Source organism: Limnohabitans sp. Rim8, assembly GCF_945901735.1.
GTDB lineage: Bacteria > Pseudomonadota > Gammaproteobacteria > Burkholderiales > Burkholderiaceae_C > Limnohabitans_A.
In genome coordinates this window covers 40,902-54,387 of sequence record NZ_CAMDLM010000017.1, presented here as the reverse complement: position 1 = coordinate 54,387, position 13,486 = coordinate 40,902, and the positions used below count along the sequence as shown (strand labels likewise).

Below are 13,486 nucleotides of genomic sequence, written 5' to 3'. Positions count from 1 at the left end.
AGTCATGGGCACCCGCCTGGTCCCGCTCCTGCTGTTCGCCCTGCTGGCGATCGTGCAAGCACAACTGTGGTTCGGCCCGGGCAGCCTGCCGCATGTGCGTGAGTTGCGGCAAGAGCTGGCGCAGCAAAAGCAGGCCAACGAAGAAGCCCGCCGCCGCATGGAGCAACTGAGCGCCGAAGTCAACGACCTCAAAGAAGGCCTGAACATGGTGGAAGATCGGGCAAGGCAGGAACTGGGCATGGTCAAGGCCAACGAAATTTTCGTGCAGATCGCCAAATGAACCACCAGCCCATCGGGCGGATGCCAGCGGCGACATGAACGCCCTTCGCGTCGCCATTGTGGGTGCTGAAAGCACCGGCAAAAGCTGGATCACCTCGGCACTGGCGGATGTTTTGCGCGCACGCGGCCAAGCGGTGCACACGGTGGACGAAGTGCTGCGCCACTGGTGCGACCGCGCAGGCCGTACCCCTCAGCGCCACGAGCAAATGGCCATCGCGCAGCAGCAAGCCAATTGCGCGCACCCCATGGCCCAGCAAGCGCCCGACACCTGGCTTTTGTCTGACACCACGCCCCTGATGACCGCCGTCTACAGCCACCTTCTGTTTGATGACGAGCGCCTCTACCCGATGGCTTTGGCGCACCAGACCCTGTACGACATCACCTTGGTCATGGGGCTGGACCTGCCTTGGGTGGCCGATGGCCTGCAACGCGATGGCCCCCAGGTACGCGGCCCAGTCGACACCTTGGTGCGGCAAGCGCTGGAGCGCTCAGGCTTGGCCTATCGGGTGGTGTATGGCCAAGGGCCACAGCGCTTGAACAACGCCTTGCTGGCATTGGGTTTGGCGGGCGAGGATGCATCTGCTCAACACCTCCGCGATCAAGCCCAGTTCGCGATCAACCAGGGCCGCAGCGTGTGGCAATGCAACGACTGCAGCGACCCCGCCTGCGAACACAAGTTGTTCAGCCGACTTGTGGCGCAGCGCTCAGCGCCCTGACACCCAGCACCGCATTGGCAATGGGCTTGAACTTGAGCGCCACAGCAGGCCATCCGCACCGATTGAATTCCTATCTGTTCACACCGATTCGATGAAATCGGTCACCCATTCCAACTGTTGCAGCACATTCAGCGCAGGGGCGTGACCGCAGCCCGGCACCTCAATGTGTTGGAGTAAACCGCGTGCGCCTGGACCTCGGCGGTGCATTTGGGCCGCGGTTTCGGGCAATACCAAATCCGAAGCCACGCCTCGCAGCAGCAGCACGGGCAAATTCAGGGCGTCATAGTGCGGCCAGATCAGGTAGTCGTTCGGGTGCACCGTCAGCTGCACCGCCATGGCCGGGTCGTAATGCGGCGTGATGCGGCCGTTAGGCAGGCGTCGCACCGAGGTCTCGGTCAGGCGACGCCATTGCACATCACTGAGCCAACCGAAAGGCTGGTAGACCTGCCGCAAAAAAGCCTCCAACTCGGTCACCGAGGCAAAGCTCGGCGGACTGCCCGCGTAGGTCTTGATGCGCTCAATGGCTGCAGACGCCAACTCGGGCGCGTTGTCGTTCAACGTCAAACTCAAAATGCGGTGCTTGAGCGTGGGCTCTGCCAGGCCTGCAGCGCACAGCGTACCAATCGCCCCGCCCATCGAGGTGCCGACCCAATGCACCGCCCGCAGCTGCAGGCCCTCCATCAGCTCTCGCGCTAGGCGGGCGTAAAAGGCCAGGCAGTATTCGTTTTCAGGGTCGGCGCTCCACTGCGACAACCCGCGCCCCACCGTGTCGGGGCAAATCACGCGCCAGCCGCGTGCACCCAGGTGCGCGGCCAACTCGTCCATGTCGCGGCCCGTGCGGGCCAGGCCGTGCCAAGCGATCACCGTGCCTTTTTCGGCCTTGCCCCAATCGGTGTAATGGATTTCCAGCCCGGCGCATTGAACATAGTGGGACGTGCAGCTCATGACGCCTCCTCCCGGCCTGGCTTTGGGGTCGCCATCTTCAAGGTGGCGAGAGAGCGCAAGCGCCCCACCACCCCGGTAGGAAAGTAGTAAACCGACAGCACAAAAAGCAAGCCCAACCACAGCAACCAGCGGTCGGGTGACAACAAGGCCGACAACAAAGGCCAGGCGACAGCCGCCTCACTGGCCAGGCGCAACAGGTCTTGCAAATAACTTTGCGCCAGCAAAAATAGCACTGAGCCAATGGCCGCGCCATACACCGTGCCCATGCCGCCGATCACCACAATCAAAAGCACGTCCATCATGATTTCAAAACTCAGCGATGTGTCGGGCCCGTTGTAGCGCAACCAAAGCGCCAGCATGACACCGGCCACGCAGGCAAACAAGGCCGACAGCACGCTCGACAGCGTGCGGTACACCACCACCCGGTAACCAATCGCTTCGGCCCGAAATTCGTTTTCGCGAATCGCTTGCAGCACTCGGCCAAACGGCGAGTTGACGATGCGCAGCATGGCCAGCAGCATGCCCAAGGCCAGCACAAACAACAGGTAGTACGACAGCAAACGCCCGTCAAGGGACACCCCCCAAAACGGCGCATCACTGAATTCGGTGCCCGGCGACAGGAGTTCGGGCACCTTGAAACTCAAGCCGTCTTCGCCCCCCGTGAAGTCCGACAACTGCGAGGCCAGCGTCTGGAAAGCAGCGGCCACGGCCAGCGTGATCATGGCGAAAAAAATCGCCCGCACCCGCAGCGAAAACAAGCCAATGGCCAAAGAAAAAACCAGCGTGATCCCCAAGGACAGCGCAAAACCCAAGCCAATAGCGCTCCACGTTGGCCCCCAGGTGTTCGACGCGATCGCGATGCCATAGGCCCCAATGCCGAAGAACATGGTGTGGGCAAAACTCACGATGCCGGTGTAGCCCAACAGCAAATCAAAGCCCACCACGAGCACCACAAAAATCAACACCTTGGCCGCCACCGACAAGGCCTTGACCCCCGGGAACAAAAAAGGTGCGAAGGCCAAGCCCAACAAAATCACAATCAGAACCGCAGCGAGCAAACGGCTGCGCGGCTGGTCGTTGGAAATCAAACGGTTCAACATGCCCTGCCCTTCAACGGTTGGCCACGGGGTAGACCCCCTGCGGCCGCCACAGCAAGATCGCCGCCATCAGCGCGATGTTGGAAAACAGCGCGACCTTGGGCGCCAAAAAACCGGTGTAGTTGGCCATCAGGCCCACCAGCAAAGCCCCGATCAAAGCACCGCCCGTGGAGCCCAACCCGCCAATGATGATGACGATGAAAATCAGCACGTTGACCTGCGCGCCCATTTGCGGCACCACGTTTTGCTGGTACAGGCCCCACATCACGCCGCCCAAGCCGGCCAATGCACTGCCCACCACGAACACGCCCACAAACAGGCGCTGAATGCGGTAGCCCAGCGACTCGACCATCTCACGGTCCTGAACGCCTGCACGGATCAACAGACCGATCTTGGTGCGACCAAGCACCCACATCTGCAGGGCCAACACCGCCAAACCCACCACCACCGCCAGCAATCGGTATTTTTCAATCGCGGCGTCGCCCCACAGCACCGAGCCACGCATGGCCTCGGGCAAAGGCAAAGCAATCTGCAGCGGCCCCCAGATGACCTTGATGAGTTCCTCGCCAATGATCATGCCGCACATGGTGATCAAAATTTGCTTGAGGTGCTGGCCATAAACGGGCCGCACGATGAAGCGTTCAAATGCCAGCCCCACAGCGGCTGCCACGGCCATGGCAATCAGCATCGCGGGCAGCACCGCCACCATGTTGCGCCACCACTCGCCCGAGCCCGTCCAGTCGCCCATGGCACCCAGCACGCTGGTGGCCACAAAAGCGCCCAGCGCGATGAACAAACCATGGCCAAAGTTGAGCACATCCATCAAGCCAAACACCAACGTCAAGCCCGAGGCCATGATGAAGATGATCATGCCCATGGCCAGACCCGCCACCGTGAGCGTGAGCCAGGTTGAGCCCGAGCCGATCAAGGGAAACGCCAGCAAGGCCAGCACCGGCACGAGCAGCAAAGGACGGATGTCCACGTCTTGAAACAATTTCATAAAGCCAGCCCCAACAAGGATTGCTGCAAAGCTGTGTCCTCGGTCAGCGCCTGCATGCGGCCTGCATGCACCACACGGCCGTTGTCCATCACCGCCACGCTGTCGCCCAACTGTTGGGCAAAGTGGATGTTTTGCTCCACCAGCAAAATCGTCACGCCACTGGCCTTCAGTTGTTGAAAGGCGTCGATCATGTTCTGGATGATGGCCGGGGCCAGGCCCTTGCTGGGCTCATCGATGATCAGCAAATCACGCGGCTCCACAATGGCACGCGCCACGGACAGCATCTGTTTTTGCCCACCCGACAATTTGCCCGCCGGGTGGTTCCAAAACTTTTCCACGGGTGGGAAAAGTTTGAAAATCCATTGCAGCCGCGCTTCGTCCATCTGCGCCGCATGCTGGGCACTGCGGGCGGCCAGCAGCATGTTTTCTTTGACGGTCAGGTCCGAAAAGATGCCCATGTTTTCGGGCACATAGGCGACGTTTTTTTGCGCAATGGCGGGCGTGTGGAGCTGTGTGATGTCTTCACCACCCAACGTGATGCGCCCTTGCGAGGCGGGCCACAGGCCCATGATGGTGCGCAGCGTGGTGGTCTTGCCCGCGCCATTGCGGCCCAAAAGCAAGGTCAGTTCACCACGCGGCACAACCAAGTCCACCCCGTGCAGGATGTGGTACGCCCCGATGTGGGTGTGCACGCCTTCGAGGGTCAGCAGGTGGGTGCTCATGCAGCCACCCTGGCTTTGCCCATGTAAGCCTCTTGCACGATGGGCGAAGCCATCACTTCATTGGGCTCGCCATCGGCCACCAAGGTGCCGTTGTGCAACACGATGATGCGGTCGGCCAGCTCACGCACCACGTCCATCTTGTGCTCCACCAACAAGATGGTTTTGGTTGTGTCTTTTTTCAATTGGCGAATCAGGTCGAGGATCACCGGCGCTTCGTCGTGGCTCATGCCTGCGGTGGGCTCGTCAAACATGTAGACCGAAGGCTCCAGCGCCATGAGCAGCGCCACTTCGAGCTTGCGCTGGTCGCCATGCGACAAACTGGCCACCGGGGCGTCTTGCTGTGCGGTCATCGTCACGGATTGCAAAATCTCCAAAGCGCGCTGAGTCAAGGCCGCGTGATCGCTCCAGATGCTCCACAGGTTCAGGCCCCGTCGGTGTGCGCCTTCTTTCGTGGCCTGCACGGCCAGGCGCACGTTTTCGAGGACCGACAAATTGGGGAACAGATTGGTCAACTGAAACGCCCTGCCCAAACCGGCACGGGTGCGCGCCGATGCGGGCAAGCCGGTCAATTCCTGCCCATTGAGGTGCACCGCGCCTGCGGTGGCAGGCAACTGCCCAGAAATCAGGTTGAAGTAGGTCGTTTTGCCCGCGCCGTTGGGGCCGACGATGGCCGTGAGCGTGCCGGGTTCAAAGCGGCACGAGACCGCGTTCACGGCCACATGACCGCCAAAGCGCACGGTCAGGTTTTGGGTTTCAAGCATGGAGTCAAATCATTTTTTGTAGGTCGGCGGCTTTAGCCCCGACAAAGGCTTTTGCTCAGCCTGCACGTCGGGGCTAAAGCCACCGACCTACAAGACTCAAACGATCACCGCCGTCATCGCAAGCGAAGCGTGGCGATCCAGAGGACCGCCACGGCCATGAGCCGAACCCGATCAGCGTTTGTTGCGAATCGGCACGTTCATCTCTTCGGGCTTGATCTCGCGGATCAGTTCGGGCACGCCCCAGGCAAAAGCCGGATCGACCTTGATCTTGAAGTGGTACATGCTCTGCATGGCTTGGTGGTCTTCCTTGCGGAAGGTCATCTTGCCCTTGGGCGTGTCAAAACTCATGCCTTCCATGGTGCTGATCAGCTTGTTGGTGTTGGTGTCGCCGTTGGTCTTCTTCAATGCCGTGACCAAAGCCATGGCGGCAGAAAAACCACCGGCTGTGAAGAAGTCTGGGGGCGACTTGAACTGCTGGTAATGCGAGGCCACCATGGCGTCGTTCACCGGGTTCTTGGGCATGCCAAAGTAATAGTAAGCCGCGCCTTCCATACCGGGAAACTGTTTGTAGGCCACCATGGCGGGCAGGATGTTGCCACCGGTGGCGATCTCGATGCCGTGGCGCTTCAAGTCCATGTCGGCGATCTTGAAGGGGTTGCCACCGGCCCAGATGATGAAAATGATCTTGCGTCCAGGCAGACCCTTGAGCTTGTCGATCATGCGCTGTGCACCGGCGGTAAAGTCGGTGGTGGCAGGCGGCAGGTACTCCTCATGCACCAGCTTGGCTTTTTTGACCGAGTCCTTGAAGGCCTTGACGCCATCACGCCCAAAAGCCGAATCTTGCGCCATGGTGACGATGCTCACACCGTCTTTGTCCACCGCCACGGCATTGGCAATCGCATCTTGGCTGCTGTTGCGTCCGGTGCGGAAAATGTATTTATTCCACTTGTCGCCCGTGATCGAGTCAGCCACGGCAGGCTCGACCAACAAAATCTTTTTGTACTCTTCGGCCACCGGCAGCATGGCCAGCGCCACCGGCGAAGCGGTCGGGCCCACGGCCAGGTCCACCTTGTCGTCGCCATAGGCCGCAGCCAACAGGTTTTTGCCCAGGTCCGGCTTGCCTTGGTCGTCTTTTTCGATCACGACGATCTTGCGGCCAGCCACTTCCATGGTACCGCCCGTGGCGTAACTCAGGCCCATCATCAAACCGGTTTGGGTTTGCTTGCCATAGGCTTCCAGCGGGCCGGTCTTGCTGTAAATGTGGGCGATCTTGATGTCCTTGCCTTGGGCCAGAGCGGCGGGCATCACAACGGAACTGGCGGCCAGTGCGGCCAAGGAAATGAGGTGTCGACGGAACATGCGAGAGTCTCCTTGTAAATTGACCGCTGGTTTGCGGCGCAAAAATACAAAAGCACATTGCATGCCAATCACAAGAGCCACGACAAAGTCACGCAAACCCTTGTCAAGCCTGAGGAATGAGACCGCTAGAAAATACTTTTAACCCATGTGTTTGAAAAAAATACACCGACTTTGTCTATAAAAAATACACTTGTATTTTAAATAGACACATCACGAAAGGCATTGGTACAGCTTGGCACGCGATATGCCCAGCAAATGGGCCGCCGCTGCCTTGTTGCCCCGGGTTTTGTTCAAAGCCTCCTGCACCGCCTGGACCTCCATCGCACGGATGCGCGGGGCCAAAGGCCATCGCTCGCCAGACGGGTCGTCAGCCAAATGCTGCGGGCCCATCAAGGCAGAACCTGCAGGTTCGACGTGGGCGGGAACAATCTGACTGAGGCCAGATTCACGCAAAACACTTTCGACCGATGAGGCGTCCACACAACCCGATTCACAGCGCAGCAGCAACTGCTCGATCACATTGCGCAGCTCACGCACATTGCCCCGCCAGGGTTGCGCTGAAAGCAACGCGACCGCTTCACTCTTGAACTCTGGCTGTGGCACTGCACTGCGCAAAGCCAACTCCTCCGACAACACCTCGACCAAGTTGGGAATGTCAGAGGCACGCTCGCGCAAAGCCGGCACGCGAAGTGGCAAGACATTGAGTCTGTAAAAAAGATCCTCGCGAAACAAGCCTTCGCCCACCAGCTTGGCCAAATCACGGGATGTCGCCGCGATCACCCGAACATCGAAAGGCACCAATTGATTGGAACCCAAGGGCTCGATTTCACCCTCCTGCAAGGCACGCAACAACTTCGCCTGCAGGCCCACGGGCATGTCACCCATCTCATCCAGGAACAAAGTACCACCGTCGGCCAGCTTGAATTTTCCTTCACGCCCTTTGCGGTCTGCCCCCGTGAAAGCGCCAGGTGCAACACCAAAAAATTCGGCCTCCAGCAATGCATCAGGCACGGCCGCGATGTTGACGCTGACCAATGGCCCCCTGGCCCGAGGCGAGCTGGCATGAATGGCATGGGCCAGCAACTCTTTACCGGTACCCGTTTCTCCCAAAAGCAAAATGGGACTGCGGGTTTGGGCCGCTCGCCTGGCCTGGCGTTTCAGATCGGTCACGACCGCACTGGCGCCCACAAAACTGGCAAAACTGTAGCGCGCTTGGCGCAGTGCGGGCCCTGTTTTACGCTGTGCGGCCAAGGCATCGCGGGCTTCGTCCAGCTCCCGTTGCATCAAGGCAAATTTGGCCATCAGTGGTTGTAAGTTGGTTTCGGGCTGATCGAACAACACCACACCCAAAGCACCAATGACCAATCCGGCATCGTCACGCAAGGGAAATCGGCTGACCAAAAAAGTTCCCGCCTTGTTGCTCAGCAGATCGATCAGTATGGGTTTACCCGTTTCCATCACTTGGCCCATCAGGGTGTTTTGCACCACCTCCACCACAGGCCTGCCGACAAAATCCTCCTCTTTCTCGAACCCCAAGGCGGGCAGGTACCGGCGGTAATGGTCATTGATCCACACCACCCGTCCGGACCGGTCCACCAACAGCATGCCCTCACTGGCGTTGGCAAACACATCAAACAGTGAACGAGCTGCCAAGCTCAAAATGCTCTGGCCATCGGTCGGTAAGCCCGTTAAATAGCCCAAACTGTCAGAATTCATGCAGCTACCCCATCCACGGTGACTTCAATTGATTTAAATATTATTTACAATTAAATAATCAAAATTAAGTAATAAAAAATTTAAGCTTCGGTGCAACCAAATTAACACAGGTGATGAATGAATTTTGAAGGTTTCAAAGGCCACATCTACCTGATCGATGACGACCCATCCATACGCAGAAGTCTGGCCTTCAGTCTCAGTTCGTTGCGTTACTCTATGCAGAGCTTTGAAAACCCCAAGGCCTTTCTGAGGGATGCACTGCCCATCAGCCCGGCTGTCATTTTGCTCGATAACCGCATGCCAGAAACCAGCGGCCTGAGCCTCCAAACCGAATTGATACGCCAAAGATGCGACACGCCGATCATTTTCATCTCAGGCGAGAGTCAACCCACCGAAATCATCGAAGCTTTGAAAAAAGGGGCAATTGACTTCCTGCTCAAGCCGTTCGGACTTCATGCGCTTGTTCAAGCGATCGATTTGGCATTGGAAAAAGACAAAACAAGTCTTCAGCAAAGAATGAAGGCTGACAAAGCGTGGCAACTGTTTTCCAGTTTGACCGATAAAGAACGGGAAATTTGTGGGTGGATGATCAAGGCCTTTGGCAACAAGCAAATTGCCAACCTGAACGGCTCTGCAGCTTCAACCGTCAAACTTCACAGAAGTCGGGTTCTGGAGAAAATGGGGTGCACTTGCCTGTCTGAACTGCTGGACTTGGCCATGGATGGTGACAAGAAGATTTTGAACATCTTTGAACAACCCGGTAGCGCCACTCCATCAGGTTTAACGGGGAAAAAACGTGTGGAATAAAGATGATCAGTGAGAATAACAACGTAACTTCGTCACCGGACCTGCAAATCCAACTCTGGCGAGCCTAAAATTTTTCCATTGATTTGATTGATGCCATGACTCAAGCGACCGAATTCGCCCCCGGCCTGACCATTCAGGGTTTTGCTGCGCCCCTGAGACTGTCCCAATTCAAGCTGATCGCTTTCGACATGGACTCGACCTTGATCAACATCGAGTGTGTGGACGAAATCGCAGATGCCGCCGGCCGCAAGGCAGAAGTGGCAGCCATCACCGAAGCGGCCATGCGTGGCGAAATCACCAACTACAAAGAGAGCCTGCGCCAGCGCGTGGCGCTGCTCAAGGGCGTGAAAGTCGCCCACCTGCATGAGGTGTTGAGTGCGCGACTGCGCCTGAATCCGGGTGCGGCAGATTTGGTCAGGGCCTGCAAGGCTGCGGGCATGAAGGTTCTCTTGGTCTCGGGTGGCTTCACCTATTTCACCGACCATGTGCGCGATGTCTTGGGCATCGACTGGACGCGCTCGAACGAACTGGAATTAGCAGATGGTGTGCTGACCGGTCGCATGGTAGACCAAGCCTGGGGCGACATTTGTGACGGTGAAGAAAAACGCAAAACCCTTTTGGCCACTTGCCAAATGATGGGCATCACACCCAACCAGGCCATTGCCATGGGCGACGGCGCGAATGATTTGCCCATGATGGGCGTGGCCGGTTTGTCAGTGGCCTACCACGCCAAGCCCAAAGTGCGCGAACAAGCCATGGTGTCCATTCATGAAGGTGGCTTGGATCGACTGCTGGAAGTTCTTACTCACTAGGTGGCCTGTTCTGCCTCGCCGTCCCAGAAGACCGAAGCTCAAGGCTTTTGGCCTGACAAAAGCACAGTCAAACCCGTATCGTCCAGCACAGGCACCCCCAGAGCTTGGGCTTTGTCGAGCTTGCTGCCCGATTCAGCCCCGGCAACAACATAATGGGTTTTTTTGCTGACCGAACCGGCCACTTTGGCACCCAAGGCTTCGAGTTTTTCCTTGGCTTCGTCTCGGCCCATGCTTTGCAGCGTGCCTGTGAGCACCACAGTGATTCCCGCCAAGGGCATTTCGGTGGGCGCCAAGGCATCGCCTTCGGGCCAGGTGACGCCTGCATCGCGCAGGGCTTGCACCACTTCGCGGTTGTGCGGCTGATCAAAAAAGGTGCGGATGCTGTGCGCGACCACAGGGCCCACATCGGCCACTTGCAAAAGCGCGTCTTCACTGGCCACCATGATGGCATCCAGCTGACCGAAATGGCGGGCCAGTTCTTTGGCTGTGGCCTCGCCCACATGGCGAATGCCCAGGCTGAACAAAAAGCGCCCGAGGGTGGTGGTTTTGGATTTTTCCAAAGCCTCGAGCAAGTTGACGGCTGATTTTTCGGCCATGCGGTCCATGTTGGCCAGGTTGTCGAGCTTGAGCTGGTACAGGTCGGCCAAGGTGTTGACTTGGGCCGTGTCCACCAGTTGGTCCACCAGTTTGTCGCCCAAGCCGTCCACGTCCATGGCGCGGCGATGGGCAAAGTGCCAAATGGCTTGTTTGCGCTGGGCGCTACAAAACAGCCCACCCGTGCAGCGGTGGTCGGCTTCGCCCTCTTCCCGCTCGGCTAAGCTGCCACAAACCGGGCAGTGGCTCATCATGGTGAACTGCGGCGCGTCAAACGGACGGCGGTCCAACACCACCGACACCACTTCTGGGATCACATCGCCTGCCCGGCGCACGATGACGGCGTCACCCACCCGAACGTCTTTTCGGCGCGCTTCCAGTTCGTTGTGCAGCGTGGCATTGGTCACCGTGACCCCCCCCACAAACACCGGGGCCAATTTGGCCACGGGCGTGAGTTTGCCGGTGCGGCCCACCTGAACGTCGATGGCCAGCACCGTGGTCATTTCTTCTTGCGCGGGGTACTTGTGCGCCACGGCCCAACGTGGCTCGCGGGTCACAAAACCCAAGCCAGCTTGCAGCGACAGGCCGTTGACTTTGTAGACGACGCCGTCGATGTCGTAAGGCAAGGCATCGCGTTCGGCGGCCACACGCTGGTGAAACGCCACCAGCCCTGCAGCACCTTGCACACACGCGGTTTGCTCGGCCACCGGAAAGCCCCAAGCCTTCAGTTGCATGAGCATGTCGTAGTGGGAAGTCCACTGCGGACCGCCTTCGTGGGCAGGCGTGATGTCGCCCAGGCCATAAGCAAAAAAGCTCAGCGGCCGTTCAGCCGCAATGCCTGAGTCGAGCTGGCGCACCGCACCCGCCGCCGCGTTGCGCGGATTGACGAAGGTTTTTTCACCTTTGGTGCCTGCGGCGATGCGTTGGCGTTGGCGCTCGTTCAGGGTTTCGAAATCGTCGCGGCGCATGTAGACCTCGCCGCGCACTTCGAGCACGCTGGGGGCGTGGGTCGGCAGCCGCAAGGGAATTTGCCCAATGGTGCGGATGTTGCTGGTAACGTCTTCGCCCGTTTCGCCATCGCCTCGGGTCGCCGCTTGCACCAGCATGCCGCCCTCGTAACGCAAGCTCATGGCCAGGCCGTCAAATTTGAGTTCGCCCACATAGTCCACCGACGGGTCAGACTCGCTCAGCCCCAGCTCTTTGCGAATGCGGGCATCAAAGGCCTCAGCCCCGCTGGCTTCGGTGTCGGTCTCGGTGCGGATGCTCAGCATGGGCACGCGGTGCTTGACTTGGGCAAACGCGTCCAAGACCGCTCCGCCGACACGCTGGCTCGGCGAGTCGGGTGTCAGCAGTTCGGGGTGTGCCCATTCCAGCGCTTGCAGTTCGCGAAACAGACGGTCGTATTCGGCGTCGGGGATTTCTGGCGCGTCCAGCGTGTAGTAGGCATGCGCGTGGTGGTGCAACTGGCGTCGCAGGGCTTGAGCCCGACTGGCTGGGCTGTCGGCAGGAGGCGAAGCCGTCGATGGTTCGGCAAACAAGCCGTCAAAAAGACCTGGTGTGTTCGGGCTCAAGGCTGTGTGGCGCATTCAAGAGAACAGGCGGCGCGCTTGTGGCGATCCGGCAGACAGCTCGCGGGCATCCAACGCGTCGTACAGCTGCTGCATGTCCAGACCAATCTGGTCGAGCGTAGCGTCACTGAGCACCTGGCCTTCGCCATCGGTCACGACACCGTCCATCTGTGCAGCCAGAGAAACAGCGGCTTCGCGCAGGCGGACATAAGGCTGCTCTTGGCGGGCGGTCTGGGGCACATCCAGGCTCAATGCAAAAGAGCGAATAGCCGACAGATCCGGGTCGTCGGCCATCGCCGCATGGGCGTCAAAGTTGAGTGAAAGAACTGGCGGCAGGCCTTGCACCAAAGCTGGCAAAACCATGCGGCCGGGTATGACACCGGGAACAAAGCCCAAGCGGGCCGCATGCTGATGAATGTAGCCAGGACTCCAGGCTGAGGTGCGGGCACACAGCGTGAAGCTCAGCTGCGCGTCGTGCACGCTGGCAAATTGGTCCAGCTCGCGGGCGCGGGTCACCTCTTCAAGCATGTCACTGAAACTGGCGCTGCCGCCTATGGCATCTGCAAAAGCCTGCGTTTTGATCACGAATTCAGAAAATTCGATGTTGTTGATCGCACCCACACGGTTGGCCAATTGAACCCCCGCCTGAAAGGCGGTGTAGCGCCGTCCGGCGGCCAGTGCCTCCCACTTCCCTGAGCCTTGCACACATCCCTCGACAGAAAACAACTTGGTGCCGACCCGGCGTGTGGATGGCAGGGCCGCCAAAGCGGCATCACCCGACACAGCCTGGTCCACTTCGATAGACGCCAGCACGTCGATCAATGCGTCCAAATGGGGCTTGCGATCGGGCTGGCTCAGGTGCGAGAAAGCATCTTGCAGCACTGGCTCAATGGCATCGGTGCTGTTGCCAGAAACAGCGGGGTCGGTGTTCAACACAGGCTCGATGGCATGCAAAGCCGACTCGGGCGCAGGCTCGCGATGGGGGTCGGCTTGTCGAGGCGCGTTTTTGCGTGACGTCCAGTAGTTGTAGAGCACCACGGCACCCACGGTGAGCGCCCCGATGGCGGCCAGACTCAACTGCAATGAGCTCATCGATTCCAAGATAAATTC

At 59.0% G+C, this 13,486-nt stretch carries 13 protein-coding genes; 4 read left to right on the top strand and 9 right to left on the bottom strand.

Annotated elements, in window-relative coordinates:
• The first annotated feature begins 4 nt into the window (after nt 1-4).
• Both ftsB and Q0O99_RS10060 read left to right on the top strand, forming a co-directional pair.
• Nucleotides 5-280 (top strand): cell division protein FtsB, encoded by a 276-nt coding sequence (ftsB, locus tag Q0O99_RS10065; RefSeq protein WP_293750977.1) that lies wholly within the window; start codon nt 5-7, stop codon nt 278-280.
• A gap of 34 nt (nt 281-314) precedes the next feature.
• A complete protein-coding gene (locus tag Q0O99_RS10060) occupies nt 315-995 on the top strand; it encodes an ATP-binding protein (RefSeq protein ID WP_293750975.1) in 681 nt (226 codons plus the stop codon).
• 78 nt (nt 996-1,073) lie between these two features.
• On the opposite strand, the gene Q0O99_RS10055 is transcribed toward Q0O99_RS10060, so the two are convergent.
• The 7 genes from Q0O99_RS10055 to Q0O99_RS10025 form a co-directional block, all read right to left on the bottom strand.
• Nucleotides 1,074-1,940 carry an alpha/beta hydrolase gene (locus Q0O99_RS10055; protein ID WP_293750973.1) on the bottom strand — a complete coding sequence of 289 codons (867 nt, stop codon included), beginning with the start codon at nt 1,938-1,940 and terminating at the stop codon, nt 1,074-1,076.
• Complete coding sequence (locus Q0O99_RS10050) at nt 1,937-3,040, bottom strand: branched-chain amino acid ABC transporter permease (RefSeq protein ID WP_293750971.1); 1,104 nt, start codon at nt 3,038-3,040, stop codon at nt 1,937-1,939. The genes Q0O99_RS10055 and Q0O99_RS10050 overlap by 4 nt, the downstream gene beginning before the upstream one ends.
• A 10-nt stretch (nt 3,041-3,050) precedes the next feature.
• Nucleotides 3,051-4,037 carry a branched-chain amino acid ABC transporter permease gene (locus Q0O99_RS10045; RefSeq protein WP_293750969.1) on the bottom strand — a complete coding sequence of 329 codons (987 nt, stop codon included), beginning with the start codon at nt 4,035-4,037 and terminating at the stop codon, nt 3,051-3,053.
• On the bottom strand, nt 4,034-4,759 hold the full coding sequence (locus Q0O99_RS10040; protein ID WP_293750968.1) for an ABC transporter ATP-binding protein: 726 nt from the start codon (nt 4,757-4,759) through the stop codon (nt 4,034-4,036). Before Q0O99_RS10040 ends, Q0O99_RS10045 begins: the two co-directional genes overlap by 4 nt.
• The gene (locus Q0O99_RS10035) at nt 4,756-5,520 is read right to left on the bottom strand and encodes an ABC transporter ATP-binding protein (RefSeq protein ID WP_293750967.1); all 765 of its coding nucleotides are present in this window, start codon (nt 5,518-5,520) and stop codon (nt 4,756-4,758) included. The genes Q0O99_RS10040 and Q0O99_RS10035 overlap by 4 nt, the downstream gene beginning before the upstream one ends.
• Before the next feature lie 171 nt (nt 5,521-5,691).
• Entirely contained in the window at nt 5,692-6,879 is a 1,188-nt protein-coding gene (locus tag Q0O99_RS10030; protein ID WP_293750966.1) for a substrate-binding domain-containing protein, read from the bottom strand.
• Nucleotides 6,880-7,089: 210 nt separating this feature from the next.
• Nucleotides 7,090-8,595, bottom strand: coding sequence for a sigma 54-interacting transcriptional regulator (locus Q0O99_RS10025; protein ID WP_293750965.1), 1,506 nt, complete (start codon nt 8,593-8,595; stop codon nt 7,090-7,092).
• A 117-nt stretch (nt 8,596-8,712) separates the two neighbouring features.
• Between Q0O99_RS10025 and Q0O99_RS10020 the strand changes: the two genes are divergently transcribed.
• Entirely contained in the window at nt 8,713-9,402 is a 690-nt protein-coding gene (locus tag Q0O99_RS10020; protein ID WP_293750963.1) for a response regulator, read from the top strand.
• A 95-nt stretch (nt 9,403-9,497) separates the two neighbouring features.
• Nucleotides 9,498-10,214, top strand: coding sequence for a phosphoserine phosphatase SerB (gene serB / locus Q0O99_RS10015; protein WP_293750961.1), 717 nt, complete (start codon nt 9,498-9,500; stop codon nt 10,212-10,214).
• Nucleotides 10,215-10,252: 38 nt separating this feature from the next.
• Here the strand turns inward: serB and ligA are convergent, their stop codons facing one another.
• Both ligA and Q0O99_RS10005 read right to left on the bottom strand, forming a co-directional pair.
• On the bottom strand, nt 10,253-12,394 hold the full coding sequence (ligA, locus tag Q0O99_RS10010; RefSeq protein ID WP_293750959.1) for an NAD-dependent DNA ligase LigA: 2,142 nt from the start codon (nt 12,392-12,394) through the stop codon (nt 10,253-10,255).
• Complete coding sequence (locus tag Q0O99_RS10005) at nt 12,395-13,468, bottom strand: cell division protein ZipA C-terminal FtsZ-binding domain-containing protein (RefSeq protein ID WP_293750957.1); 1,074 nt, start codon at nt 13,466-13,468, stop codon at nt 12,395-12,397.
• Nucleotides 13,469-13,486: the final 18 nt, after the last annotated feature.

Excerpts from the sequence above, each read along its gene's own strand:
- ftsB (WP_293750977.1), top strand. The coding sequence starts at position 5 with ATGGGCACCCGCCTGGTCCCGCTCCTGCTGTTCGCCCTGCTGGCGATC.
- Q0O99_RS10060 (WP_293750975.1), top strand. The coding sequence starts at position 315 with ATGAACGCCCTTCGCGTCGCCATTGTGGGTGCTGAAAGCACCGGCAAA.
- Q0O99_RS10055 (WP_293750973.1), bottom strand. The coding sequence starts at position 1,940 with ATGAGCTGCACGTCCCACTATGTTCAATGCGCCGGGCTGGAAATCCAT.
- Q0O99_RS10050 (WP_293750971.1), bottom strand. The coding sequence starts at position 3,040 with ATGTTGAACCGTTTGATTTCCAACGACCAGCCGCGCAGCCGTTTGCTC.
- Q0O99_RS10045 (WP_293750969.1), bottom strand. The coding sequence starts at position 4,037 with ATGAAATTGTTTCAAGACGTGGACATCCGTCCTTTGCTGCTCGTGCCG.
- Q0O99_RS10040 (WP_293750968.1), bottom strand. The coding sequence starts at position 4,759 with ATGAGCACCCACCTGCTGACCCTCGAAGGCGTGCACACCCACATCGGG.
- Q0O99_RS10035 (WP_293750967.1), bottom strand. The coding sequence starts at position 5,520 with ATGCTTGAAACCCAAAACCTGACCGTGCGCTTTGGCGGTCATGTGGCC.
- Q0O99_RS10030 (WP_293750966.1), bottom strand. The coding sequence starts at position 6,879 with ATGTTCCGTCGACACCTCATTTCCTTGGCCGCACTGGCCGCCAGTTCC.
- Q0O99_RS10025 (WP_293750965.1), bottom strand. The coding sequence starts at position 8,595 with ATGAATTCTGACAGTTTGGGCTATTTAACGGGCTTACCGACCGATGGC.
- Q0O99_RS10020 (WP_293750963.1), top strand. The coding sequence starts at position 8,713 with ATGAATTTTGAAGGTTTCAAAGGCCACATCTACCTGATCGATGACGAC.
- serB (WP_293750961.1), top strand. The coding sequence starts at position 9,498 with ATGACTCAAGCGACCGAATTCGCCCCCGGCCTGACCATTCAGGGTTTT.
- ligA (WP_293750959.1), bottom strand. The coding sequence starts at position 12,394 with ATGCGCCACACAGCCTTGAGCCCGAACACACCAGGTCTTTTTGACGGC.
- Q0O99_RS10005 (WP_293750957.1), bottom strand. The coding sequence starts at position 13,468 with ATGAGCTCATTGCAGTTGAGTCTGGCCGCCATCGGGGCGCTCACCGTG.